Origin of the sequence: Pseudomonas sp. CBZ-4, assembly GCF_000346755.1 — a bacterium.
Lineage (GTDB): Bacteria > Pseudomonadota > Gammaproteobacteria > Pseudomonadales > Pseudomonadaceae > Aquipseudomonas.
In genome coordinates this window covers 19,871-43,344 of record NZ_ANNV01000072.1, presented here as the reverse complement: position 1 = coordinate 43,344, position 23,474 = coordinate 19,871, and the positions used below count along the sequence as shown (strand labels likewise).

The window sequence follows — 23,474 nt, the reverse complement described above, 5'->3', positions numbered from 1 at the left end:
TGTCTCTTACAAGGAGTCACTCATGACCAAGACTGTTATCACCAGCGACAAGGCCCCGGCCGCCATCGGCACCTACTCCCAGGCGATCAAGGCGGGCAACACCGTCTACATGTCCGGCCAGATCCCTCTGGACCCAAAGACCATGGAACTGGTTGAAGGCTTCGAAGCACAGACCGTGCAAGTCTTCGAAAACCTCAAGTCCGTTGCCGAAGCCGCTGGCGGTTCGTTCAAGGACATCGTCAAGTTGAACATCTTCCTCACCGACCTGAGCCACTTTGCCAAGGTCAACGAGATCATGGGCAAGTACTTCGAACAACCTTACCCAGCCCGCGCCGCCATCGGCGTAGCCGCTCTGCCAAAGGGCGCGCAGGTTGAGATGGACGCAATTCTGGTCATCGAGTAAAACACCCGGCGCAGCCTCCACCGGCTGCGCCGACCCTGTTTCAGAAGGATTTCGTAATGCGCAAAGCGCTCGTAGCCACATCATTGCTCACCCTGCTGCTCGGCGGCTGCGCCAGCAACCCCGCCGACCTGGACGTGAGCGGCACCTGGATCAACCAGGTCGCCATCGATGCGGCAGCCAAGGGCGGCCCTTTGCGCGAAGCCCTGCAAAGCTTTGGCCCGAACCTCGAATGGCAGGTCAACACCAAGGCGGCGCAGGCGCGCTACTACAACGGTTTTGAAGTAGCGGAAGGCAAGTTGCTCGGCGAGCAATCCGGCGCCTGGAGCGTGGATTTCTACGGCAGCTCCGCCACCGAACTCAAGCGCAAAGGCAAGCAACTGCTGCAAGCGGCCAACGACAATGAGCCTGAACAGCTGTTCGCCCGCCCCACAGAGCCGGCCCCGGAGGGTGCGCCATTGGGCGCCAACTTCGAACGGGCGCTGTATGCGGCCTACCTGGGTGGCGACTGGAAGATCACCGACGGCTTCGGCAACGGCGCCATCGTGCAATTCCAGGCCAACGGCAAGGTCGTCGGCCTGCCGAATGCTGATCAGTACTCGCTATGCCTGGCGGGTGATTGCGCCTCCATGAGCGGCGGCTACGACAGCATCTGGTTGCAACTGAATGGCCAGGGCAATCCATGGATTTTTGTGCGCAAGGGCGGGCAGCTGGAAATCTTCCAGGCGGTCAACACTGCACAGGCCGATGAAGTACCCCAGTTCACCCCCGGCCCGCGCCAATGGTTGCTGGAAAAGCAATAACCGGACTCACTCCGATCTAAATGTGGGAGCTGGCTTGCCTGCGATAGCGGTGTATCAGTCAACACCTCTGTGGATGTGATACCGCCATCGCAGGCAAGCCAGCTCCCACAGTTTTGGACCGTATTTCAGCCTTTGAGAATCGCCGCGTAACCTTCGCGGTAACTCGGATAGGTCGGCGTCCAGCCCAGCGCTTTAGCCCGTGCATTACTGCACTGCTTGCTCCCCGCACGCCGCACACTGGCGTCATCCGCCCACTCCGTCACGCCCAGATACTCACGCAACCAATCCACCACCTCGGCCAAGGGCGCCGGCGCATCGTCAACGCCGATGTAGACCTTGTCCAACTGACCGCCCTGCTCCACATGCCGCAGCAAAAAGGCCAGCAAGCCCGCCGCATCGTCCGCATGAATGCGGTTGCCATATAAAGGGGGGTCGATCGCCACGCGGTAGCCTTGGCGTACCTGGGTCAGCAGCCATTCACGGCCCGGGCCGTAGATGCCGGTCAAGCGCACGATGCTCGCCGGGATGCCGCTATCGAGCGCCACTTGCTCGGCTTCCAGCATCACTTGCCCGGAATAGCCCTGCGCCTGGGTGTCGGACGATTCATCAACCCACTCACCATTCTGCTGCCCGTACACGCTGCTGCTGGAGACAAACAGCAGGTGCTTCGGCGCCTGGCCGTAGTCGTCCAGCCACTCCAGCACATGCTTCAAGCCCTGCACGTAAGCCGCGCGATACCCGGCCTCGTCGTGGTCCGTCGCGGCGGCGCAATACACCAGGTAATCCACCCCGCCAATCGGCCAGGTCTCCGGGCAATCCTTGTTGAACAAGTCACCGGCAATGCCGATCACCCCATCGGGCAGGCGCGAAATATCGCGACGCAGGCCATGGACCTCCCATTCCGAGGCCAGCAATTGGCTAGCCAGCCGACTACCCACATCGCCGCAACCGGCAATCACAACAGAAGGCGCAGACATTACAAAACTCCGTTCTCAAAGGTCTAGATTAGCCCTCACAGCTGACCGACGGCCAGAAAAAGGACAAATAAAGTTACTGTATTACTTCTGTTAACAAGAATTACTTGCAATAATAAGCACCCATTTGTCCTCGGCCCCCTGGGTCTTGATGGACGATCACCCATTTTTTCTTCTCAGGTCCGGCCAGCATGACACGTAATACAACCCCCGCTTCGCCAACCACGTCCCGCGCCTGGCGCGCGATTGCTGCGCTGTTGTTCAGCGTCCTGCTGGCTCCGACCGCAGCCTTCGCCGACGCCACCGCCCCGGCTGCTCCAGCCGCTGCCGAACACAGCACTGCCGCGCCAGCCGCTGCTCCCGCAGCTGCACCGGCCGCCACCGACCCGGCCCTGGCTGCAGATCCGGCAGCCGCTGACGAAACCGGCGTGGTCCTGGAAGAAGACAACACCCTAGGCATGGCCCACGACCTGTCGCCGTGGGGCATGTACCAGAATGCTGACGTCGTGGTGAAGGCCGTGATGATTGGCCTGGCCATCGCCTCGATCATCACCTGGACCATCTGGATCGCCAAGGGCTTCGAGCTGCTGGGCGCCAAGCGTCGCCTGCGCACTGAAATCGTCCACCTGAAAAAAGCCACCACCCTCAAGGAAGCCAGCGAAAGCGCGACCAAGAAGGGCACCCTGGCCAACACCCTGGTGCACGACGCGCTGGAAGAAATGCGCCTGTCGGCCAACACCCGCGAAAAAGAAGGCATCAAGGAACGTGTGGCTTTCCGTCTTGAGCGCCTGGTGGCCGCCTGCGGTCGCAACATGAGCAGCGGCACCGGCGTGCTGGCTACCATCGGTTCCACCGCACCGTTCGTCGGCCTGTTCGGCACCGTGTGGGGCATCATGAACAGCTTCATCGGCATCGCCAAGACCCAGACCACCAACCTCGCCGTCGTTGCCCCAGGCATCGCCGAAGCCCTGCTGGCTACGGCCCTGGGCCTGGTTGCGGCGATTCCTGCGGTAGTGATCTACAACGTCTTCGCCCGTTCGATTGCCGGCTACAAGGCCCAGGTATCGGACGCGTCGGCAGAAGTCCTGCTGCTGGTCAGCCGCGACCTCGATCACCTGCCTACCGAGCGCAGCTCGCAACCGCACATGGTGAAAGTGGGGTAATCGGCCATGGGCCTGCATTTGAATCAAGGCGACGACGAACTCGTCGAGAACCACGAAATCAACGTCACGCCGTTTATCGACGTGATGCTCGTGCTGCTGATCATCTTCATGGTGGCCGCACCACTGGCTACCGTGGACATCAAGGTCGACCTGCCCGCCTCCAGCGCCAAGCCGGCGCCGCGGCCAGAGAAGCCGGTGTTCCTCAGCGTCAAGGCGGACCAGCGTCTGTTCCTGGGCGAAGAAGAAGTCAAATCCGAAACCCTCGGCCAGGTGCTCGACGCCAAGACCCAGGGCAAGAAAGACACGACGATCTTCTTCCAGGCCGACAAGGGCGTGGACTACGGCGACCTGATGAGCGTGATGGATGCCCTGCGGGCAGCCGGCTACCTCAAGGTAGGCCTGGTCGGACTTGAGACGGCAGCCAAGAAATGATCACGACGCGCCACAAACTGACGCGTTATGGCACAAGCCTCGCTGTCGTGCTGGGCGTGCATGCCGTCGCGATTATCATCGCGCTTCAATGGTCCGCGCCGCATACGGTGCAGTTGCCGCCGGCTGCCATGGTCATCGACCTGGCACCGATGCCCGCGCCGCCACCTCCGGCCCCGCCGAAGGTGATCACGCCGCCGCAACCGCCAGCACCGGTGGAAGAACTGCCATTGCCGAAGCTGGCCGAAGCACCCAAGCCGACAATCCAGGTGCCCAAGCCGGTCAAGCCCAAACCGAAACCGCAGCCGCCCAAGCCGGTGGAGAAAAAGGTCGAGCCGCCCAAGGAGAAACCTTCCGAAGAGCCGCCGAGCGACGCCCCACCGACCAACGCGCCTGCGGAGAAATCGGCCCAGCCGGTCCCTGGCCCATCGCCCCAACAGGTGGCGGCCAAGGCTTCCTGGGAAGGCACCCTGCTCGCGCACTTGCAGAAGTACAAGAAGTACCCGCCCGGCGCCCAGGCCCGTGGCAAGGAAGGCTTGAACCGCCTGCGCTTCGTGGTCGATGGTGAAGGCAACGTGCTGTCCTACGAGTTGGTGGGCCGCTCCGGCAACGCCGACCTGGACCGTGCGACCCTGGACATGATCCGTCGTGCCCAGCCACTGCCCAAGCCGCCGGCCGACATGCTCAAGGGTGGCAGCATCGAGATCGTTGCACCGTTCGTGTACAACATCGAGAAACGCCGCTAAGACAATGTGGGAGGGGGCAAACCCCTCCCACATTTGATTTCATCACCGCATAAAGTCCCTTTCCCACAAAATCCCCGGCATTCCCCGCTCAATCCCCAACAAACTTCTGATAACGTGCGTCTATCGATTGCAGCCGTTATGCTTGGCCCGCAACCTCATGGACGCTCGCTATGACTCTTACAGAATTACGCTACATCGTGACCCTCGCCCAAGAGCAGCACTTCGGCCACGCGGCCGAGCGTTGCCATGTCAGCCAGCCGACGCTGTCGGTGGGTGTGAAAAAGCTTGAAGACGAACTCGGTGTGCTGATTTTCGAGCGCAGCAAAAGCGCCGTGCGCCTCACCCCCGTGGGCGAAGGCATCGTTGCCCAGGCACAGAAGGTGCTGGAGCAGGCGCAAAGCATTCGCGAGCTGGCCCAGGCCGGCAAGAACCAGCTGACCGCTCCGCTGAAAGTCGGCGCCATCTACACCGTCGGCCCGTACCTGTTCCCGCACCTGATCCCGCAACTGCACCGCGTCGCGCCGCAGATGCCGCTGTATATCGAAGAAAACTTCACCCACGTGCTGCGCGACAAACTGCGCAACGGCGAGTTGGACGCGATCATCATCGCCCTGCCGTTCCACGAGGCTGACGTGCTGACCCTGCCGCTCTACGACGAGCCGTTCCAGGTACTGATGCCGGCCAACCACCCGTGGACGCAAAAAGCCTCCATCGACGCCGCCCTGCTCAACGACAAGAGCCTGCTGCTGCTCGGCGAAGGCCACTGCTTCCGCGACCAGGTACTGGAAGCCTGCCCGACCCTGACCAAGGGCAACGACGGCGCCAAGCACACCACCGTGGAATCCAGCTCCCTGGAAACCATCCGCCATATGGTCGCCTCCGGCCTGGGCATCTCGATCCTGCCGCTGTCGGCAGTCGACAGCCATCACTACGCCCCCGGCGTGATCGAAGTGCGCCCGCTGACGCCACCCGTGCCGTTCCGCACCGTGGCCATCGCCTGGCGCGCCAGCTTCCCAAGACCCAAAGCCATTGAGATCCTCGCCGACTCGATCCGCCTGTGCTCGGTGGCCAAGCCGCCCGTGGCGAGCTAAGCCCGCGTATGACTGAGCTGTCGCACGTGTCGGTGACGGCACTCAAGGGTGTCGGTGAAGCCATGGCCGAGAAGCTGGCCAAGGTCGGCCTGGAGAATCTCCAGGACGTGCTGTTCCACCTGCCCCTGCGTTATCAGGACCGCACCCGCGTAGTGCCCATCGGCCATTTGCGCCCTGGGCAGGATGCGGTGGTCGAAGGCACCGTCAGCGGCGCCGACGTGGTGATGGGCAAGCGCCGCAGCCTGGTGGTGCGCCTGCAAGACGGCACCGGCGGCCTGAGCCTGCGCTTCTACCATTTCAGCAATGCGCAGAAGGAAGGCCTCAAGCGCGGCACCCGCGTGCGTTGCTACGGCGAAGCGCGCCCCGGCGCATCGGGCCTGGAGATCTACCACCCGGAATACCGCGCCATCACCGGCGACGAGCCGCCGCCGGTGGACACCACCCTCACGCCGATCTACCCGCTCACCGAAGGCCTGACCCAACAGCGCCTGCGCCAACTGTGCACGCAGACCCTGACCATGCTCGGCCCGAAAAGCCTGCCCGACTGGCTGCCGCTGGAGCTGGCCCGCGACTATCAACTGGCGCCGCTGGACGATGCGATCCGCTACCTGCATCACCCGCCGGCCGATGCCGATGTGGACGAACTCGCCCTTGGTCACCACTGGGCCCAGCACCGCCTGGCCTTTGAAGAACTGCTGACGCACCAACTGTCCCAGCAACGCCTGCGCGAAAGCATGCGCTCCCTGCGCGCGCCCGCCATGCCCAAGGCCACCAAGCTGCCGGCGCAATACCTGGCCAACCTCGGCTTCGCGCCGACCGGTGCCCAGCAGCGCGTCGGCAATGAAATCGCCTACGACCTCAGCCAGAAAGAACCCATGCTGCGCCTGATCCAGGGCGACGTGGGCGCGGGCAAGACCGTGGTCGCCGCCCTCGCCGCCCTGCAAGCGCTGGAAGCCGGCTACCAGGTGGCGCTGATGGCACCCACCGAGATCCTCGCCGAGCAGCACTTCATCACCTTCAAGCGCTGGCTCGAACCCCTCGGCCTGGAAGTCGCGTGGCTGGCCGGCAAGCTCAAGGGCAAGAACCGCGCAGCCGCGCTGGAGCAGATCGCCGGCGGTGCACCGATGGTGGTGGGCACCCACGCGCTGTTCCAGGACGAAGTGAAGTTCAAGAACCTGGCCCTCGTGATCATCGACGAACAGCACCGCTTCGGCGTGCAACAACGCCTGGCCCTGCGCCAGAAAGGCGTGGGCGGGCGCATGAACCCGCACCAGCTGATCATGACCGCCACGCCGATCCCACGCACCTTGGCGATGAGCGCCTACGCCGACCTCGACACCTCGATCCTCGACGAACTGCCCCCCGGCCGGACCCCGGTCAACACCGTGCTGGTCACCGATACCCGCCGCGTCGAAGTGATCGAACGCGTGCGCGGCGCCTGTGCCGAAGGCCGCCAGGCGTACTGGGTGTGCACGCTGATCGAAGAGTCCGAAGAGCTGACCTGCCAGGCCGCCGAGACCACCTATGAAGACCTCACCAGCGCCCTTGGCGAACTCAAGGTCGGGCTGATCCACGGCCGCATGAAGCCTGCGGAAAAAGCCGCGGTGATGGCCGAATTCAAGGCCGGCAACCTGCAACTGCTGGTGGCCACCACCGTGATCGAGGTCGGCGTGGACGTGCCCAACGCCAGCCTGATGATCATCGAAAACCCCGAGCGCCTGGGCCTCGCCCAACTGCACCAACTGCGCGGCCGTGTCGGCCGGGGCAGCGCCGCCAGCCATTGCGTGCTGCTGTATCACCCGCCGCTGTCACAAATCGGTCGCCAGCGCCTGGGCATCATGCGCGAAACCAACGACGGTTTTGTGATCGCCGAAAAAGACCTCGAACTGCGCGGCCCCGGCGAAATGCTCGGCACCCGCCAGACCGGCCTGCTGCAATTCAAGGTCGCCGACCTGATGCGCGACGCCGACCTGCTGCCCGCCGTGCGCGACGCCGCGCAAGCCTTGCTGGAACGCTGGCCGGAACATGTCAGCCCACTGCTGGACCGCTGGCTCCGACATGGGCAGCAATACGGCCAAGTGTGACGCCTGACTCACTTATACGACCAACAGCTGTACCAAGCTGGTTATACTCCGTTGACAGTAAGAAATTGGATCAGGCCATGTCAGAAGTAGCCCTCGCCACAGCCCCACTGACCGCCCCGCCGGTCATTCAGGCTCTGCTCGCAAAGCTCGCCATCCCCTACACGGAAGTCGCCGAACACCCAGGCTTGAACCCTGCACGCAAGGTTCAGGCGGTGTTGCTGGAAGATGCGGTGGGCGCTCTGATGGTGTTGTTCCCGCAGAACCAATTGCTCGACCTCAACCGCCTCGCCGAACTCACCGGGCGCCGCCTGACAGCCGTGTCGCCCGAGCGCGTCGAACGCATGCTCGGCAAGCACGACCTGGCCTTGCTGCCGGGCTTGCCGGCGCTGACCAGCTCGCCGTGCCTGTACGAAGGCAGCCTGCTCAACGAATCGAGCCTGCTGGTGCATTCGGGTGAAGCCGGGTTGCTGCTGGAGATCGCCAGCGAGCACTTCAAAAGCATGCTCACCAAGGCCAGCGCCGCCCAGTTCGGCGAGCCCTTGAGCAACATCCGCCCGAACCTCGACCGCCCCAATGATGACCGTGAGGAAATCACCCAGGCGATGCAGGCATTCACTGCCCGCCGCATCCAGCAACGCCTGGAAGCGACCATCGAGATTCCGCCACTGGCTGACACCGCGCAGAAGATCATCAAGCTGCGCGTCGACCCCAATGCCACCATCGATGACATCACCGGCGTGGTGGAAACCGACCCGGCCCTGGCCGCCCAAGTGGTGAGCTGGGCCGCGTCGCCGTACTACGCCTCGCCGGGCAAGATCCGCTCAGTGGAAGACGCCATCGTCCGCGTGCTGGGCTTCGACCTGGTGATCAACCTCGCGCTGGGCCTGGCCCTGGGCAAGACCCTGAGCCTGCCCAAGGACCACCCGCACCAGTCCACGCCGTACTGGCACCAGTCGATCTACACCGCCGCCGTGATCGAAGGCCTGACCCGCGCCATGCCCCGCGCCCAGCGCCCGGAAGCCGGCCTGACCTACCTCGCCGGCCTGCTGCACAACTTTGGCTACCTGCTGCTGGCCCACGTGTTCCCGCCGCATTTCTCGCTGATCTGCCGCCACCTGGAGGTCAATCCGCACCTGTGCCACAGCTATGTGGAACAGCATTTGTTGGGGATCAGCCGTGAGCAGATCGGCGCCTGGCTGATGCGTTACTGGGACATGCCCGACGAGTTGTCCACGGCCCTGCGCTTCCAGCACGACCCGACCTATGACGGGCAGTACGCTGAGTATCCGAACCTGGTGTGTCTGGCCGTGCGCTTGTTGCGCAGCCGTGGCATTGGTTCCGGGCCGGACGCAGCCATTCCCGATGAACTGCTGGAGCGCCTGGGCCTGACCCGGGACAAGGCGGAGGAAGTGGTGAGCAAGGTGCTGGATGCCGAGGTGCTGTTGCGCGAACTGGCCTCGCAGTTCAGCCAGGCCTGAAGACCGCTATCGCGGGCAAGCCCGCTCCCACATTTTGATTTGCGAATGCCGTCAAATGTGGGAGCTGGCTTGCCTGCGATGAATCCACCTCGGTCTACCTGAAGACCCTACTTCTTTTTCTTCGGCTTCAAATACTTGGTCAACCCCTGGAACCAGATCACCAGCGCCGGGTTGCCCTTGATCTGGATCGACTTGTCCTGAATCCCCGTCATGAACGCCAGTTGCTTGTTCTTCGCCTGCATCGTGGCGAAGCCATAGGCGGCATCCTTGAACGCAATCGCAAACGCCGGCGCCGGGTGAACACCCGAGCGGCTGGTAATGCGTTGGTCTTTGACGATGAAATGACGGGCAACCTTGCCGTCGAGGGTCTGCAACTGGAAGGCCAGGTCTTTATCGCCCAGCTGTTGCTGGAAGGCAGGATTGCTGCGGCTGGCTTTGCCCATCATCAGGCCCAGCACCCACAGGAGAAGACGAAATTTCATGCACACGGCCTCGGGTAATTATTGAGTGGCCGCAGCAGTTTAACGATTTGCAAAAAGAACGCCACCGATCTGGCGCTTTAACGGAAGATCGGCTGGCGTTTGACGCTTATAGCAGCATGTTACTTAAACGTTAGGGCAAGGTACCGGCGCCCAGTCGGTCAGGTTCGGATCGCGGCAAGTGCCTTCGATCTGCGCTTTACCGGCGCTGGCGACCTTCTTGCTTTCAGCCTGGCTGACTTTCACGGTCTGGAAGCTTTTCTCGGTATCGACGGCTTCACGCGGCACAACCGGCAGTGGTGGCTTCTTCGGTGGCTTGACCACTTTGTTGCCTTTGTTGGCTTTACCCGCCGGTGGGACCACCGCTGCGGTGTCGGCCGTGGCCACGGTGACCACATCGGCACGCTGCACGCTGACTTGTTGCAAGTCTTTTTCGTACGCCTGGTTGTAGTTGTTCAGGTCCTCGGCGGCCTTGCCGTTCACCGCTACGATCAGGTCGTTGGATTCCTTCAGGCCTGCGACGATTTCCGCCAGGCGCTTGCGGCCTTCGGTGTCGTTGACGGTCTTGGCCTTGCGGTCGTTGACCAGCTTGGTGAACGCGCTCTGGTAGCACTGTTGCGACGCCTTGGCGTAGGCAGTACTGCGGTCGATGTCGGACGCGCTTTTGTTGACGTCGGTGGCGTAGGACGCAATGCGCTGGTTGTCGTCGCTGATCTGCTTCTGACGCTCGGTGTAGTAACCCGCCGCGCCACCCGCCAGGGCGCCGCCCGCTGCGCCGATCGCCGCGTTGCGGCCGCGCTTGTCGGAGTCGCCGGTCAGGGCGCCCAGCAGTGCACCACCGGCCGCGCCGAGAGCGGCACCGGTGACGACCGACTTGGTCATGTCCGAATCGGTGCTGCGCAGGTGCTGCACCGGCTCGTAGCAGTTCGGGTAGTACTCGACCTTGGTGCTCGACGCGACCTTGGACGCCGGCGACGTGGCGCAACCGGTCAGCACGGTGCTGAAGCCGGCCGCGATCAACAACAAGTGACGCTTGGAAACCGCCTTACGGGAAAAACGCATAGGTGTGTTCTCTTTTAGTTTGACTTGCCCAGCACGGCCCAACGCCGCCTGAGTCCCTTCCAAGCTCGCCATACAGCCAGCGCTCATCGCTGACCGCTCGCTGCGAGCAATTCCTTCAAGATCGTCGCTGGGTCGGCCCGCTGTTGCTTGCGGTAGTTGCCGACATGGCGGACGAACAGTGTCGCGCGCGTCACCAGGCTCTTGCCGAGCACCGGCTTGCGATCCAACTCTTCCTTGATCCGTTGAAACTGCGCCTGGATCACCGCATCGGTGTAGCGCGTACCGGTGGCCAGGTTGTCGATATAGATCGCCACCGCGCCGTCGAGGGCGCTGCGGCCGTTGGCAATGGCCATCGCAAACAGCTGCGCGCTGGCTTCATCCTTGTTGTCCACGGCCTGCTGGCGACTCTTCTGCAAATTGGCCAGGCGGATGTTGTAGTTGCCGATGGTCTCGGCCACCAACGCCGCCGACTGGATCAGGTTGCCCGCCGCTTCTTCGCGTTGCTGGGCGATCAGCGAGACGTTGCGCTTGAGCTCTTCGTTGACCAGCCCCAGCTCGGCTTGCAGCTTGGGATCGGCGCTGGCGGCGATGATGCTGTCCAGGCGCTTGGTCGGGTCCTGGGCGTCGTCGATGGCGTCGGTCAGGGCGGCCAGTCGGCCTTCTTTCTGCCACTGCGCAAACAGTTCCTTGTAGCGCGAACGCGGCGCCGACAGCGCGCCAATCGCCACGCGAAAACCGGTGGTCTCGTTGCTTTGCTCGGTGCCGTCGGCGCCAAACAGCGGGTACTCGCGGCGCATGCCGGTAAACAGCGTGCCCTCGCCTTCCAGGTAGTTGCCGCCTTTGACCACAAAGCCGCCATAGGTGCCCTGGCGACGCCCGGCGTGCACCAGCTGGAAGGATTCCTGGACCATCTCGGCAGCGTTGCCGATCACGTCGAACATCCCGATGGGGTTGGGCAGTTTGGTGCCGATGGGCATCAGGCGCACGGCCTGGCCGGTGCCGCCAGCGACCTGGTTGAACACTGCGTAGTCGCCCAGCGGGCCGTCACTGTCGCTGCCTTCGGCGCGGCGCGGGAACAGGCGCCCTTCCAGGTCCTGACGGCTCACCGCCTGGCCGCCACGCGCGGCGAATTCCCATTCAACTTCTGTCGGCAAACGCACAAAACCGACCCCGCCCTCCTCCGCCGACGCACCGCGCCCGCTCACCGGCAGCAGGTCGCGGTGGTATTTCAGCAGCCACGCGCTGTACACCGCCGAGAAGCGCTCGGCCTCAAAGCGCGACAGTTTCACCTTGGGCAACCGCCCGGCCATGCCGCTGGGCACGTCGCAGGCCGGCGCCGGTTCGCCGCTGGCCAGGGACTGCGCCTGGGCCATGACCTGGGCGTACTGGCGGGCGGTCACTTCGTACTTGCCGATGAAGTACAGCATTGGCTTGAGCGGGGTCTTGGCGTCGGTCTTCGGCATCAAGGGCGTGATGACCTTGCTCCACGCCTTGGGCAGATCCTTGAGGGTGAACTGGCCGTTGATAAAGTCGCGGCGGTAGCCGGAAATGAACGACTGTTGATAACCCGCCTCGCCCTCGGCGAAGGGGTAGCCGAGGCTGATCTCGCGGTCGTCCAGGGTGCCTTGGGCCAGCACGTAGGCGTAGCGGAACAGCATGTTGCCGTCACACGGCAACGGCAGGCTGACGTCGCCTTCCAAGGGTTTTGGATTATCGAGTTTATCGCTCGCTTCATCGGCCCAAGCCATCGAGGCCAGGCTCAGCGCCACGGCGGCGCCCAGTAACTTATACATCTCTGATTCCTTCAGAAGCCTGGATCCGCGCCACTCGCCAACCACCACACAGCGCTGCCACGGCACTGACGCCCATGACTGCAACCAGGGCCAGGCCGTAATGACGCGCCAACAGGTGGCTGGCGTACTCGCCCGGCACCTGCACGAAAAGTTGATTCAAACCCGCCTCGGCCAGGCCATACAGCCCGGCACTGAGCACGGCGGCAAACCCTGCGCTGTACAGCGCTTGCAACACCACAAACACCAACAGCGCGCCGGTGGAAAACCCCAACAGGCGCAACACCGACAATTCCCGGCGCTTGCGCGCCACGGCCGCCAGCGCCCCGGCAGAGATCGCCGCAAACGCCCCCGCCAACGCCAAACCGCAGATCACCCAGAACACGATCGACAGGTTGCGGCTCAACGACTGCACCTGGGCGATGGTGTGCGCCTGGGTCGAAACCAACAGGTTCTGCCCAGCGAAAAACACCCGCAATGGCTCAACATCGGTGAGGCTGCGGGCGTACAAGCGAAACGCCGGATAGATCCGCTGTTCACTCGCCGCCTCTCCCGTCCAACCCAACGCCGGCACTGCTCGGCCGTCGCGATAATCTTCCGCCGCTTCCAGCAGGCCCAAGCCGGCAAACAAACCGTCCCGGGCAAAGGCGGCCAGCGGCAACACCGCCAGCACTTGCACGCGTGTGCGCTGGCTCTCGACACGCCCCGCCACTTGCCGCGCAAACAGCGTTTCCAGCCAATCCCCGGACCGCGCCGCGAGCTTTTCGGCAGCGGTGTGGCTGAGCACAATCTGGTCGAGGCCCTGGGGCATCGGCAGCGCCTGCAGCAACGGATCACCCGGCGCCGTCGGCAGCATTTCCAGGGTCAACGCCCCCACCTGCGCCGTCGCCGCAATCTGCCGCGTACGCGGGACCGCGAAGGCCACTTCACTGCGCTGACCCAACTGCTCGATAAATGCGCTGCTGAATCGACCACCGCCCAGCGGAATAATTTCACGGGTGGCGGGGTCGTTTTCCAAACGTTCGGTCAAACTGCTAACCAGTCCAAATTTCAGGCCGAACAACACCAGCAACGGCGCGATCACCGCCACCAATGCCAACACGGAACACGCCGACAACCACGCGTCGTTGCGGTAGTCCTGCCAGGCCAGGGATGCCACCAGAGCGCTGCGCATCAGCACGCCTCCCCAAGGGTGGCGGTGACGCCGCCGTCGGCATCGCGGCGGCAACTGATGCGCCGCACCTGCAAGCCACTGGCGCGGGCCAGCGGTTCGTCATGGGTGGCGATCACACAGGCGGCGCGGTGCTCGCGGGCCTGGGCCAGCAGCGCGTGCATCACACGCTCGGCATTCAACGGGTCAAGGGACGCGGTGGGTTCATCCGCCAGCAGCAGTTGCGGCGCGTGGGCCAGGGCGCGGGCGCAGCTCACGCGCTGGCGCTGGCCCACCGACAACGCCGCAGGTTTTTTCGCCAACTGATCGCTGATTTCCAGTTGCTCGGCCAAGCGCGCGACACTGCCGTCGTCCTTTAACCCCAGCAGTTGCCGAGACAGGGCGATATTCCCGCGCACATCCAGAAAGCCCAGCAGGCCACCGGTTTGCAGCACATACCCCAGGTGCCGGCTGCGCAGCGCCGCCAGGGCCGATTGTTGATCCGCGCGCCACAGCCCGGCAATGTCCTGCTGATGGAATGCAAACCGCCCCACCTGATCCGGCGCCAACACCAGCGCGAGCACATCCAGCAAGGTGCTCTTGCCGCAGCCGCTCGGCCCGACAATCGCCACTTGCTCACCCGCACGCAAATGCAGCGCCGGAATCACCAGGCTATAGCGCTGGCTGCCGACGCCCCGGCTCTTGTGCACCGCGCTCAGGTCCAGCATCACGGCAACGTCGACAGCGGCACGCGGTACAACGCGTCACCCGGCTCGGCGTCGCCGAAACGCACCCAGTTGGCCTGGTCGTTGTGGAAGGTTTCGTAGAGGCGGATTTTCGACTCCAGCTCATCGATAAAGTCTTCCTGCTCGGCCACGCTCAACGACAACCACAAGTCCTGGGTCATGTTCAGCGACTTGCTGCGGTACGGCAGACCTTCCAGGTATTCGCCAAGCAGGCCGCCATCGGCGAGGTTGCCGCCCTTGCGCAAGGCTTGCGGGTCGCGGCTCATATAGGCCGAGGCGCTGGCGATTTCCTGGAAGAAATCCTTCGGCGAGGTCTGGGTCTTGCGCGCGGCGTCGACGATCAGTTTCAGCGACTGCTGCAAGTCGTTGAGCTGCAATTTGGTCAGCATCACGCACACCTGGAACGCCGGCAGCGCCGGGTTGGTGAGGTCGCGGTCGGCAGTCCAGGCGCTGACCAGTTGCGGCGCCTGGCTCGCGGTTTTGTGCCCGAGGAAATCCATGTGCATGGCATAACCGACGGCGGCGGATTTGTCCGCCAGACTCGGCGCGCTGCCCAGCAACGGCGACGGCTGTGGCGTGTTGCTGCGCACCTGATGCACGAGGTTGGCGAACACCGTGCCGATCTCATCCACACGCTGGCCCAACTTGCGCACATCGCCGCCCGGCACCGCCGTGTAGAGGTCGCCGATCTGCGGGTTGGCGTCGGCGGTAAGGATGCGGTACTGGCTCTCGGCACCGGCGTGGGTGGCCTTGCCGGCGTCGGTGCGCAGGTGCAGGGCGTAGATCTTGATCTGCTTGCCCAACGCCGCCTGACGCACTTCGGCCTCGTTCATCTGGGTAGCGGCGAACGGGTCGTTCTTGCGCAGTGCGCCGGCGTCGGTGACCAGCAGGATGATGCGCCCGCCGTAGCCCGACCAATCCATGCCATCGACGGCCTGCATCACGCCGGCAAACGCGTCTTCGTTGAACGAATGGCTGGAGACGGTGGACGCCTTGACCTGCCGCGCCATGTCGAGGAAGCGCTGCGGATCGCGGCCCTGGTCCAGGGTGATCAGGGTCTTGGCCACGTACTCCAGGCCCGGCGTCTTTTTCACGCTGCTGCGGAAGCCGACCATGCCAAAGCTCACGCTGTCCAACTCGCCACGCTCGGCGATGCGGGTTTGCAGTTCGTGCACGACGTCGCGGACCTGGTCGATATAGGGCTGCATCGACACGGTGGTATCCACCACCAACACCACGGCGGTGCGGAAGGCATCGGCATTCGCCTCCGGCTTGGCGGCGCGGATGCCCGGATCGATGGACGCGACATTGAGCAACTGCACCGGCTGGCCGTTTTCGTCGAAGCTCTCCTTGGCGTCGAAGATCGGCAACAGGTAGAACTGGTTCTGCGGCACGGCGCTGGCGGTCGGTTCCAGGGCCAGGACCTGGCTGTTGTCGTCGCTGTTTTTCTGCGCCTTGGCCAAGGCGCCTTTGGCGGCGGCGGGATCGGCCAAGAGCTTTTCCACCTCAGCCGATTGGCGCAGGAACATCACCGGCGCCCGGCCCGAGCGCTCGGTGAACTTGAGCACCAGGCTCTGCTTCCAGTCACTGACCTGGGCCGCCGGCAACCAACCGTCGCTGCGCCCATCGGTGGCGGCGCCGACACGCACCCATGGGCTGCCGTCGACGTCCTTGCGCTGGTACACGTAGAGCACGGAGAACGCCGGCAAGGCTTTGCCCGGCGCACTGCCGGCGTCGCTGGAAAGCTTCGCGCCGGGCTTGCTCAGCACACGTTGGAACAGGGTTTTCTTGCCCGCCATCAGCAGCGGGCGCTGGCCGCCGTCCACGTCGGGCGCGACCGGTGCCACGCTCGGCACTGCTGCAATCGGCGGTTTAGCCACCGGTGCATCACTGCCGCTCAACCACCAATAACTGGCACCACCAATCGCCAACGCCACCGCCACGGCAACCGCCGCCAGCGCCAGCACCGGGCCACGGCGCTGTTCGCTGCGCTGGGTTGGCGGCACCACCGGTTGGCGCACCGGTTGGGGCTTGTCGGTGGGGATCTCGATGGATTCCGGCGTGATCCCCGCCAGATCAAAACTCATCGGGATCGGCAGCGGCCGCACCAAGGTGGCCTCCGGCGCATCCATCGGCAATTGATCCAGCGCCAGCAACAACGCCGCCGCATCCGGGAAGCGTTCGGCGGGATCTTTAGCCAACAGCTTGCGCAGCACGCTCTGATAACGGCCATGGTGCACCGGCAATTCCGGCAACGGCTCGGTCAGGTGCGCCAGCGCCGTCGACAGCGCGTCGGTGCCGCTGTAGGGCAGCTTGCCGACGAGGATTTCATACAGCACCACACCCAGCGCATACAGGTCGGCACGGCCGTCGATCTCCTGGCCCCGCGCCTGTTCCGGGCTCATGTAGCTCGGCGTGCCCACGGCAAAACCAGCCTGGGTGAACTGGGTGCGGTCGTCCAGGGACTTGGCGATGCCGAAGTCCGACAGCACCGCCGTACCGTCCGCGCGGAACAGGATGTTTGCCGGCTTGACGTCACGGTGCACCAAGCCTTGCGCGTGGGCATAACCCAGCGCCGAAGCGATCTGGCGGATCAGCGTCACGCCCTGTTCCGGCGTCATGCCGGCAGCGATGCGCTCCTTCAGCGTGCCGTTGGGCAGGTATTCCATGGCCATGTAATACAGTTCACCGACGTTGCCGATGTCATGGATGGTCACCGTGTGCGGGTGCGAGAGGCGCGCCAGGGTCTTGCCCTCACGCAGGAAGCGCTCGCAGAAGGTCGGGTCGGCCGCCAGCGCCGCCGCCATCACCTTCAACGCCACCTTGCGCTCCAGCGAGCGCTGGGTCGCCAGGTACACGCTGGCCATGGCGCCTTCGCCGATCTCGCCGTGGATGTCGTAGCCGGGGATCAGGATATTCATGCCGAGACCTTCACGACGATGGTGGTGATGTTGTCCGGCGCGCCCCGGTTAAGCCCCAAGTGCACCAGGCTGCGCACGATTTCGTCCGGTGCGTCATGGCTGAGCACCTCGCGGATCTCGTGGTCTTCGACGGTCTTGTTGAGGCCGTCGCTGCACAGCAGGTAGCTGTCGCCGGGGGCGATCAGCAGATCGATCACCGCCAGCTCCAGCTGGGCTTCGACGCCGATGGCGCGGGTGACGATATTGGCGCGCGGGTGCACGCGGGCATCGGCTTCGCTGAGCAGGCCGCTGTCTTGCAGGTCTTGCACGTAGCTGTGGTCGCGGGAGATACGCTCCAGCACGCCGTCGCGCAGGCGGTACAGGCGGCTGTCGCCGGCCCACACGCACACGCCGCGCAACCCGCGTGCGGCCAGCAGCACCACGGTGCTGCCCATCAGGGTCACGCCACGGTTGGCGGTTTCTTCGCGCACGGCGGCGTTGATACGGATCAGGTCGTTGCGCAGCGCTGCCGCGTATTCGTCGAGGGAACGGCCCAGCGGCACCGTGCGCAGGCTGTCGACGATCAGGCTGCTGACGTAATCCCCCGCCGCATGCCCGCCCATGCCGTCGGCGACCACCCACAGGCGGTTTTCCGGCAGGTCCAGACAGGCGTCTTCGTTGACCTGGCGCACCATGCCCACATGGCTTTTGCTCGCGGATTTGTACGTTGCGCCCATCTACACCACACCTTCTTGTCCGAGCAAAAACTGCGCAAAATCGTCGGTGGCAGGCAAACCCTGGCACCGCAATAAACCTGGGGCAATCCGTTCAGAACCGCGCCCCCACCACAGGCTGGCGCCTTCGCAGGCCTGTTCGGCGAGCGCGGTCATGCGCCCGTGGGGTTGGGTCGTAGACACCCGTTGCAGGCCGGCGAAGCGGCTGTCCACCGCACGCGGTTCGGTCAGCGGCACGCCGAGTGCGTCGATGCCGGCGTTGAAGCCTTCAAAGGTCGCGCCGCTGTCGAGGGTGCTGAGCAGCAGCTCTTCGGCCTGTGCAAACCAGGTATCCGGCCCGCCGACGAGGGACGCCGGATTGGTGTCGTGGTCGAGCAACGTGACCACCGCCAGCGGGAAATAGCGCCCGACCCGATCAATGCTCGGCATCACCACGCCCGCCGCCGCATCCGGCCCGCATACGCCCGGCGCCAGCACAAAGCGCCACAGCGGGCTGACCAGGTACACGTTGAGCCAGTCGCCCCCCAGGCGCTGTTGGCTGGCGAGCAAACCCGCCGCCAGCCAGCTGTCCCACGGGCCGACAAAACTCTGGGGCAAGGCGCGGCTGACAAAGTCGCCGCGGCTGGCCAACTTGCCGTAGAAACCCACCGTCGTCATAACCGCTCCGGCAGGCTGAAGCCGCTGAGCACGCGGCTCTTGAACGGGTTGAACGCGCTGTTGGCACGCAACTCGTAGGCAATGCTCGCGCCATCCACGCGCAGGCGCAGGTTGAAGCGGTCTGGCGAGTTGCCGGCGCTGAGGTCCGATTGCTCCAGCAGGCGGAACCACGCCCACGGGCCATCCAGGGTCACGCCGGAACGGCCACTGGCAGCAGGCGGCATGATCGACAGGCGCACCACGCCGATGCTGCCGGGGTTCGGCCATTGCATGGCGACCGGGCCACTGGGGCCGTGGTCGTAGCTCAGTTGCTGGCCGTCGAGGTCGAGCAGGAACTGGGTGATGGTCGGGTCCATCGACACCGGCTTGAGTTCGAAACGCACGATGGGTTGGGTGCCGCCCGCGCGGAAGAACGCATCACGAATCGTCGCGGCACGCTGGAAGGTTTGCAGCACGCCCGGCGCAATCCCCAGCTTCTGCGCCGCGCCCGGCTGCCAGCGCCAGGTCTGCGCGGACGTGTCCACGTAAGGCTGCAAGTACTTGCGGAAGTAGTTGTCCATCACCCCGCCGACGCCAAAGAACATGCCGAAATCATCCAGCGTCGCGTCCCGCGCACTGCCCGGCGACATCGGGTAACGACCCGCCAGCGACTGGCGATACACGTTGACCACTTCGCTCATCCACGCCGCGTTCAACTGGTTGCGCACGCCACCCATCATGCTGTTGGTGGTGGAGTTGACCACCGACTTGACCATGCCCTGCACCAATGGCGGCTGGCGTTCGGCATTCAGGCTGACCCGCGTGGCCGCAGCCGCCGCCTGGTTCTTCGCCTCGCCGAGCAAGGCATCGCCGCTGGCGCCGACCATGGCGCTGACCTGCACATACAGCGCGTTCATGTCCGCCAGTAGGCCGTCGATGGCCGCCGGTTCGCCCTCGTTCTTGCTGACGATGCTGTTGAGTTCGGCAAAGTGCGCGGTCACCGGATCATCCGTTGCCGGCGCTGTATTCGCGCTTGGCTGCTCCTGACCGAGCAGATTGCCCAGGCGCTCCTTGAGCTTGTCCACACCGCCTTCCACCGGCACACCCTTGGCCGCCAACTGGCGTTCTTCGGCTTGCAGATCGGTTTCCTTGGCCACCGCCACCAGCAGCTTTTTCAGCGGCGAGGTCGGCCCGGAAATCACCCGCAGCACATCGGCGGCCTGGGCCACGCTAGTGATGGGCACGAAGTCGATGTCGGCGAGCAGCGCATCCCACTGGCGCTGGTAGTCCTGGAAATACAGGCGGCGCACATCCCCGGCAAGGCTGAGCACGTTCTGCTGATCGGCCTGCTCATGGCCCAGCACCCATTGCTCTTCGGCGAGGGTGCCGGTCTGGTTCAGGCTGCTCAGCAGGAACGCCTGGCGATAACCCTTGGCGGTGAAGAAACCACTTAACGGCTCGCCCAGTGGCTTGCCACTTTTACGGCTGAACACCAGCGCCGCATCGCGGCCGGCGGCTTCGTTGAGACGGAAGTCGGGGATGCCTTCCGGCAATTTCTGACGCTTGACCCGGTCGTACACGCGCTGGGCCACCGGCAGTTGCTGCAATTGCCGACGCAGGTCGTCGATCAAGCGCGGATCAAGCCGCGCATTCGGCGGATGACGTTCGAACAGCGCCTGCAAGTGCCCGGCCAGAGCCTGGCGCTGATCCGCCGGCAAGTCGCGGGGCAGGTTGCGGTCCCAGTCGAGGGCGATCCAGGCCTTGATGAAGTCCGGGTCGTAATGCTCGCTGTCGGCGAGCATCAGGTAGGCCTTGAGGCCTTCGTAGAGGAAATCGGAATTGCCGCCGCCGTGCAGTTGCTCCTCGATCCGCGTCACCAAACGCGGCGCGAACACGGCGATCAACAGCTTGCGGTAGACGCTGGCCGACTCGGCTTCAAGCATGTCGCCCTGATACAAGCCCAAGCCTTCGGAAAAGCTTGGCGAATCTCCCGCAAGGTTCTTCACCGCATTGAGCAATGGCAGTACCGCAAGGATGTCGCGTTGCGCCGGGCTCAGGTTTTGCACGGCCTGGCCCAACGGCGCGACCTTCTGGTCGACCTGGGCGATATAGGCCTGGTTGGCGCGGTAACTCACCCACCACAGGCCGCTGACCACCACGACCAACGCCACGGTGGCCGCGAGCACACCACGGGCAATCCACTTGCGCCGCCGCTCGACCTTGGGGTTCACCCCCACCAGCCCGCGCTCGGCAAACGCCACGGCAGTGAACAGTTTTTCGATGAAGTAACTGCGCCCGGTGCCGCTCTGCCGCGCGAGGTGCTGGCGGTCGAGGTTCATGCTCTGCGCCATGGCGCCGATCAGGCGATCAATCGGGCTGCCTTCCTGGGTGCCGCTGGTGAAGTACACGCCGCGCAGCAGCACGCGCTCTTCAAAGGCGTTGGGTTTGAACACGCCTTCGAGGAAGCTTTGCAGGCAATCCTTCAACGCGCCGAACTGCTGCGGGAAACCGTAGATCAGGTCGCGTCGCGCCGGGTCGCGTTCCTGTTGCAGGCGCTCCACCAGGCGTTCGTTGAGGCGTTGTTCGAGCCCGGCGAATTCGCTTTGCAGGTGGGCCAGCGGGCTGTCGCTGTTCTTGCCGTCATCCAGGGCAAAGGTCATGCCCCACACCTGGGCGCGTTCTTCCTTGCTCAGGTTGTCGAAGTACTCCATGAAACCCGGCACCAGGTCGAGCTTGGTGAGCATCAGGTAGATCGGGAAACGCACGCCCAGTTGGGTGTACAGCTCCTGGATGCGCAGGCGGATCGCGGCGGCGTGGGCGGCGCGCTCGGCGTCGGTGCCGAGCAGCAGGTCCGACAGGCTGATGGCAATGAACGCACCATCGATGGGGCGGCGCGAACGCTGCTTTTTCAGCAGGTCGAGGAAGCCCAGCCACGCGGCTTTATCCACCGTGGAGTTGCTGTCCTGGGTGGTGTAGCGGCCAGCGGTGTCGAGCAACACGGCCTGGTCGGTAAACCACCAGTCGCAGTTGCGCGTACCGCCGACGCCACGCACCGCGCCGGCGCCCAACTGCGCGGCCAGCGGGAAGTGCAGGCCGGAATTGACCAGCGCGGTGGTCTTGCCCGAACCCGGCGGGCCGATGATCACGTACCACGGCAGCTCGTAGAGGTTGCGCCGCTCATCGCCACCGAGCTTGGCTTTTTTCAGCAGGGCCAGGGCTTCGTCCATGCGCTGGCGCAGGGTGCTGAGTTCTTCGGCGGTGGCCACGCTGTTGGGATCGGCCGGGGTTTCGGCGGCCAGGCTGCGCATCACTTCGGCGGCTTGGCGCTGCGCCTGGACAATGCGCCATATGCGGTAGGCCAGCCACACGCCGAACACCAGGATGATCAGCGCCCAGCGGCGCCCTTCAGGCACCAACACGTCGAGCAACGGCCCGACAAACCAGATGATCAGGCTCAGGGCGATCAGCCCGAGCAATGGGATCACCCAGCGAATCATGAAACTGAACAACGCCTTCACTCGACGCCCTCCGCCAATACGGTGATTTCAACCCGACGATTGCGGGCGCGGCCTTCGGCTGTGCTGTTGGTGGCGACAGGCTCGGTGTCGCTGCGCCCTTCGGCGCTGAAGCGCTCGCCCTGGCCGGTCTTCGCCGCGAGGATATCCAGCACCGATTTGGCCCGTGCCTCGGACAGCGCCCAGTTGGACGGGAAGCGCAGCGTGGCAATCGGGCGGTTGTCGCTGTGCCCGGTGACGCGCACCTGGCCCTTCACTTTGCGGATGGCATCGGCGATGCGCAGCATCAGCGGCTGGTAGTCATCGACAATGCTGGCGCTGGCGGAGGCGAAGAGTTCGTCACCGCGAATGGTCACCACCGAGCGGTCCACCGCATCTTCCACGGCCACGCGACCGGCCTTGATGTCGTCCACCAAAAAGCCCGCCAGGTGTGGCCGTTCAATGACTTTCGGCTGCGCCACGGGGCGGTCGATGGCCTGCACCGGGATCTCGCCCAGGGCATGGATATTCTTGAACACCGGCTCCGCGTCCGCCGCCAGCTTGAGGCGCAAACCGAACAGCAGCGCCAGCAACAGCGCGACGCCGATGGCCACGGTGATCCACGGCGGCATGAATTGCGCCAGGCGATCGCGCGCCACCGTCACGCCGCGCCAGTGCGGCGACAGCTCACGCTCGTGCTCGCCACGGGCACTGCGAATCGCCGCCGCCGTGCGCTCGCGCAAGGCCTCCAACTGGCTGCGCCCGTCGCTCATCACGCGGTAACGACCTTCGAAACCCAGGCACAGGCACAGGTACAACAGTTCCAGCAGGTACAGGCGCTCCCGTGGACTTTGCAGGCAATGGTCGAGCAACTGGAAGACTTTTTCGCCGCCCCAGGCTTCGTTGTGCACGGTGATCAACAGGCTCTGCTTGCCCCAGTCACTGGTGCTGCCCCACGGCGTGCTCAACACCGCTTCATCGAGGGCGGTGCACAGCGCGTAACGCGCCAGCAGCACTTCGTTGCGGGCGATGCCGGCCGCTTCGGCGCGCTCTTCGAACTGGCGCAGGTACGCCAGCAATTGCGCGCGCAGGCTGGCCGGCGCCGGGTGGGCGATGGTGTTGCGCAGCCGGGTCAGCAGCGCCAGCAACGGGCCGGCGGCGCTTTCCAGAGGGTTGAGGCCCTGGCTCTTGCCGGTGAGCATCGGCGCGGCCGGCACCGACAAGGGCGCAGGTTCGGCACGCGCAGGTTCCGGCGCACGGCCACCGGGGCGCGGCATGAACTGGGTGCGGTCGTCATCATTGGGGTGCATCGCGG

19 protein-coding genes are annotated in these 23,474 nt (G+C 64.6%); 8 read left to right on the top strand and 11 right to left on the bottom strand.

What is annotated here, in order from left to right:
• Positions 1-22: 22 nt before the first annotated feature.
• Both B348_RS0108780 and B348_RS0108775 read left to right on the top strand, forming a co-directional pair.
• A complete protein-coding gene (locus B348_RS0108780) occupies positions 23-403 on the top strand; it encodes a RidA family protein (RefSeq protein ID WP_003176922.1) in 381 nt (126 codons plus the stop codon).
• A 56-nt stretch (positions 404-459) separates the two neighbouring features.
• Entirely contained in the window at positions 460-1,203 is a 744-nt protein-coding gene (locus B348_RS0108775; protein WP_017735755.1) for a hypothetical protein, read from the top strand.
• A gap of 125 nt (positions 1,204-1,328) precedes the next feature.
• Here B348_RS0108775 and B348_RS0108770 read toward each other — a convergent pair whose 3' ends face one another.
• Entirely contained in the window at positions 1,329-2,180 is an 852-nt protein-coding gene (locus tag B348_RS0108770; protein WP_026136669.1) for an SDR family oxidoreductase, read from the bottom strand.
• 188 nt (positions 2,181-2,368) lie between these two features.
• On the opposite strand from B348_RS0108770, the gene exbB reads away from it, so the two are divergent.
• The 6 genes from exbB (at position 2,369) to B348_RS0108740 (ending at position 9,168) form a co-directional block, all read left to right on the top strand.
• Positions 2,369-3,340 (top strand): tonB-system energizer ExbB, encoded by a 972-nt coding sequence (gene exbB / locus B348_RS0108765; protein WP_026136668.1) that lies wholly within the window; start codon positions 2,369-2,371, stop codon positions 3,338-3,340.
• A gap of 6 nt (positions 3,341-3,346) precedes the next feature.
• Entirely contained in the window at positions 3,347-3,772 is a 426-nt protein-coding gene (gene exbD, locus B348_RS0108760) for a TonB system transport protein ExbD (RefSeq protein ID WP_017735752.1), read from the top strand.
• Complete coding sequence (locus tag B348_RS0108755; protein WP_017735751.1) at positions 3,769-4,515, top strand: energy transducer TonB; 747 nt, start codon at positions 3,769-3,771, stop codon at positions 4,513-4,515. Before exbD ends, B348_RS0108755 begins: the two co-directional genes overlap by 4 nt.
• A gap of 170 nt (positions 4,516-4,685) precedes the next feature.
• Positions 4,686-5,606, top strand: coding sequence for a hydrogen peroxide-inducible genes activator (locus tag B348_RS0108750; RefSeq protein ID WP_017735750.1), 921 nt, complete (start codon positions 4,686-4,688; stop codon positions 5,604-5,606).
• 8 nt (positions 5,607-5,614) lie between these two features.
• A complete protein-coding gene (gene recG, locus B348_RS0108745) occupies positions 5,615-7,690 on the top strand; it encodes an ATP-dependent DNA helicase RecG (RefSeq protein WP_026136667.1) in 2,076 nt (691 codons plus the stop codon).
• Positions 7,691-7,767: 77 nt separating this feature from the next.
• Positions 7,768-9,168 (top strand): aminoacyl-tRNA deacylase and HDOD domain-containing protein, encoded by a 1,401-nt coding sequence (locus B348_RS0108740; protein WP_017735748.1) that lies wholly within the window; start codon positions 7,768-7,770, stop codon positions 9,166-9,168.
• A gap of 107 nt (positions 9,169-9,275) precedes the next feature.
• Here the strand turns inward: B348_RS0108740 and B348_RS0108735 are convergent, their stop codons facing one another.
• The 10 genes from B348_RS0108735 to B348_RS0108690 form a co-directional block, all read right to left on the bottom strand.
• Entirely contained in the window at positions 9,276-9,650 is a 375-nt protein-coding gene (locus tag B348_RS0108735; protein WP_017735747.1) for a hypothetical protein, read from the bottom strand.
• A 123-nt stretch (positions 9,651-9,773) separates the two neighbouring features.
• A complete protein-coding gene (gene tagQ, locus B348_RS0108730; RefSeq protein ID WP_017735746.1) occupies positions 9,774-10,709 on the bottom strand; it encodes a type VI secretion system-associated lipoprotein TagQ in 936 nt (311 codons plus the stop codon).
• Positions 10,710-10,792: 83 nt separating this feature from the next.
• Positions 10,793-12,502 carry an SUMF1/EgtB/PvdO family nonheme iron enzyme gene (locus tag B348_RS0108725; protein WP_017735745.1) on the bottom strand — a complete coding sequence of 570 codons (1,710 nt, stop codon included), beginning with the start codon at positions 12,500-12,502 and terminating at the stop codon, positions 10,793-10,795.
• A complete protein-coding gene (locus B348_RS0108720) occupies positions 12,495-13,673 on the bottom strand; it encodes an ABC transporter permease (RefSeq protein WP_017735744.1) in 1,179 nt (392 codons plus the stop codon). Before B348_RS0108720 ends, B348_RS0108725 begins: the two co-directional genes overlap by 8 nt.
• Positions 13,673-14,377, bottom strand: a complete 705-nt coding sequence (locus tag B348_RS0108715; RefSeq protein ID WP_017735743.1) for an ABC transporter ATP-binding protein — start codon at positions 14,375-14,377, stop codon at positions 13,673-13,675. Before B348_RS0108715 ends, B348_RS0108720 begins: the two co-directional genes overlap by 1 nt.
• Positions 14,377-17,316: a serine/threonine-protein kinase gene (locus tag B348_RS0108710; protein WP_017735742.1), complete on the bottom strand. Its 2,940-nt coding sequence runs from the start codon at positions 17,314-17,316 to the stop codon at positions 14,377-14,379. The genes B348_RS0108715 and B348_RS0108710 overlap by 1 nt, the downstream gene beginning before the upstream one ends.
• Positions 17,313-18,032, bottom strand: coding sequence for a PP2C family serine/threonine-protein phosphatase (locus B348_RS0108705; RefSeq protein ID WP_017735741.1), 720 nt, complete (start codon positions 18,030-18,032; stop codon positions 17,313-17,315). Before B348_RS0108705 ends, B348_RS0108710 begins: the two co-directional genes overlap by 4 nt.
• The gene (gene tagF / locus B348_RS0108700) at positions 18,033-18,686 is read right to left on the bottom strand and encodes a type VI secretion system-associated protein TagF (RefSeq protein WP_017735740.1); all 654 of its coding nucleotides are present in this window, start codon (positions 18,684-18,686) and stop codon (positions 18,033-18,035) included.
• Positions 18,683-22,183, bottom strand: a complete 3,501-nt coding sequence (gene tssM, locus B348_RS0108695) for a type VI secretion system membrane subunit TssM (RefSeq protein ID WP_017735739.1) — start codon at positions 22,181-22,183, stop codon at positions 18,683-18,685. The genes tagF and tssM overlap by 4 nt, the downstream gene beginning before the upstream one ends.
• Positions 22,180-23,469, bottom strand: coding sequence for a DotU family type VI secretion system protein (locus B348_RS0108690; RefSeq protein WP_017735738.1), 1,290 nt, complete (start codon positions 23,467-23,469; stop codon positions 22,180-22,182). Before B348_RS0108690 ends, tssM begins: the two co-directional genes overlap by 4 nt.
• Positions 23,470-23,474 lie beyond the last annotated feature (5 nt).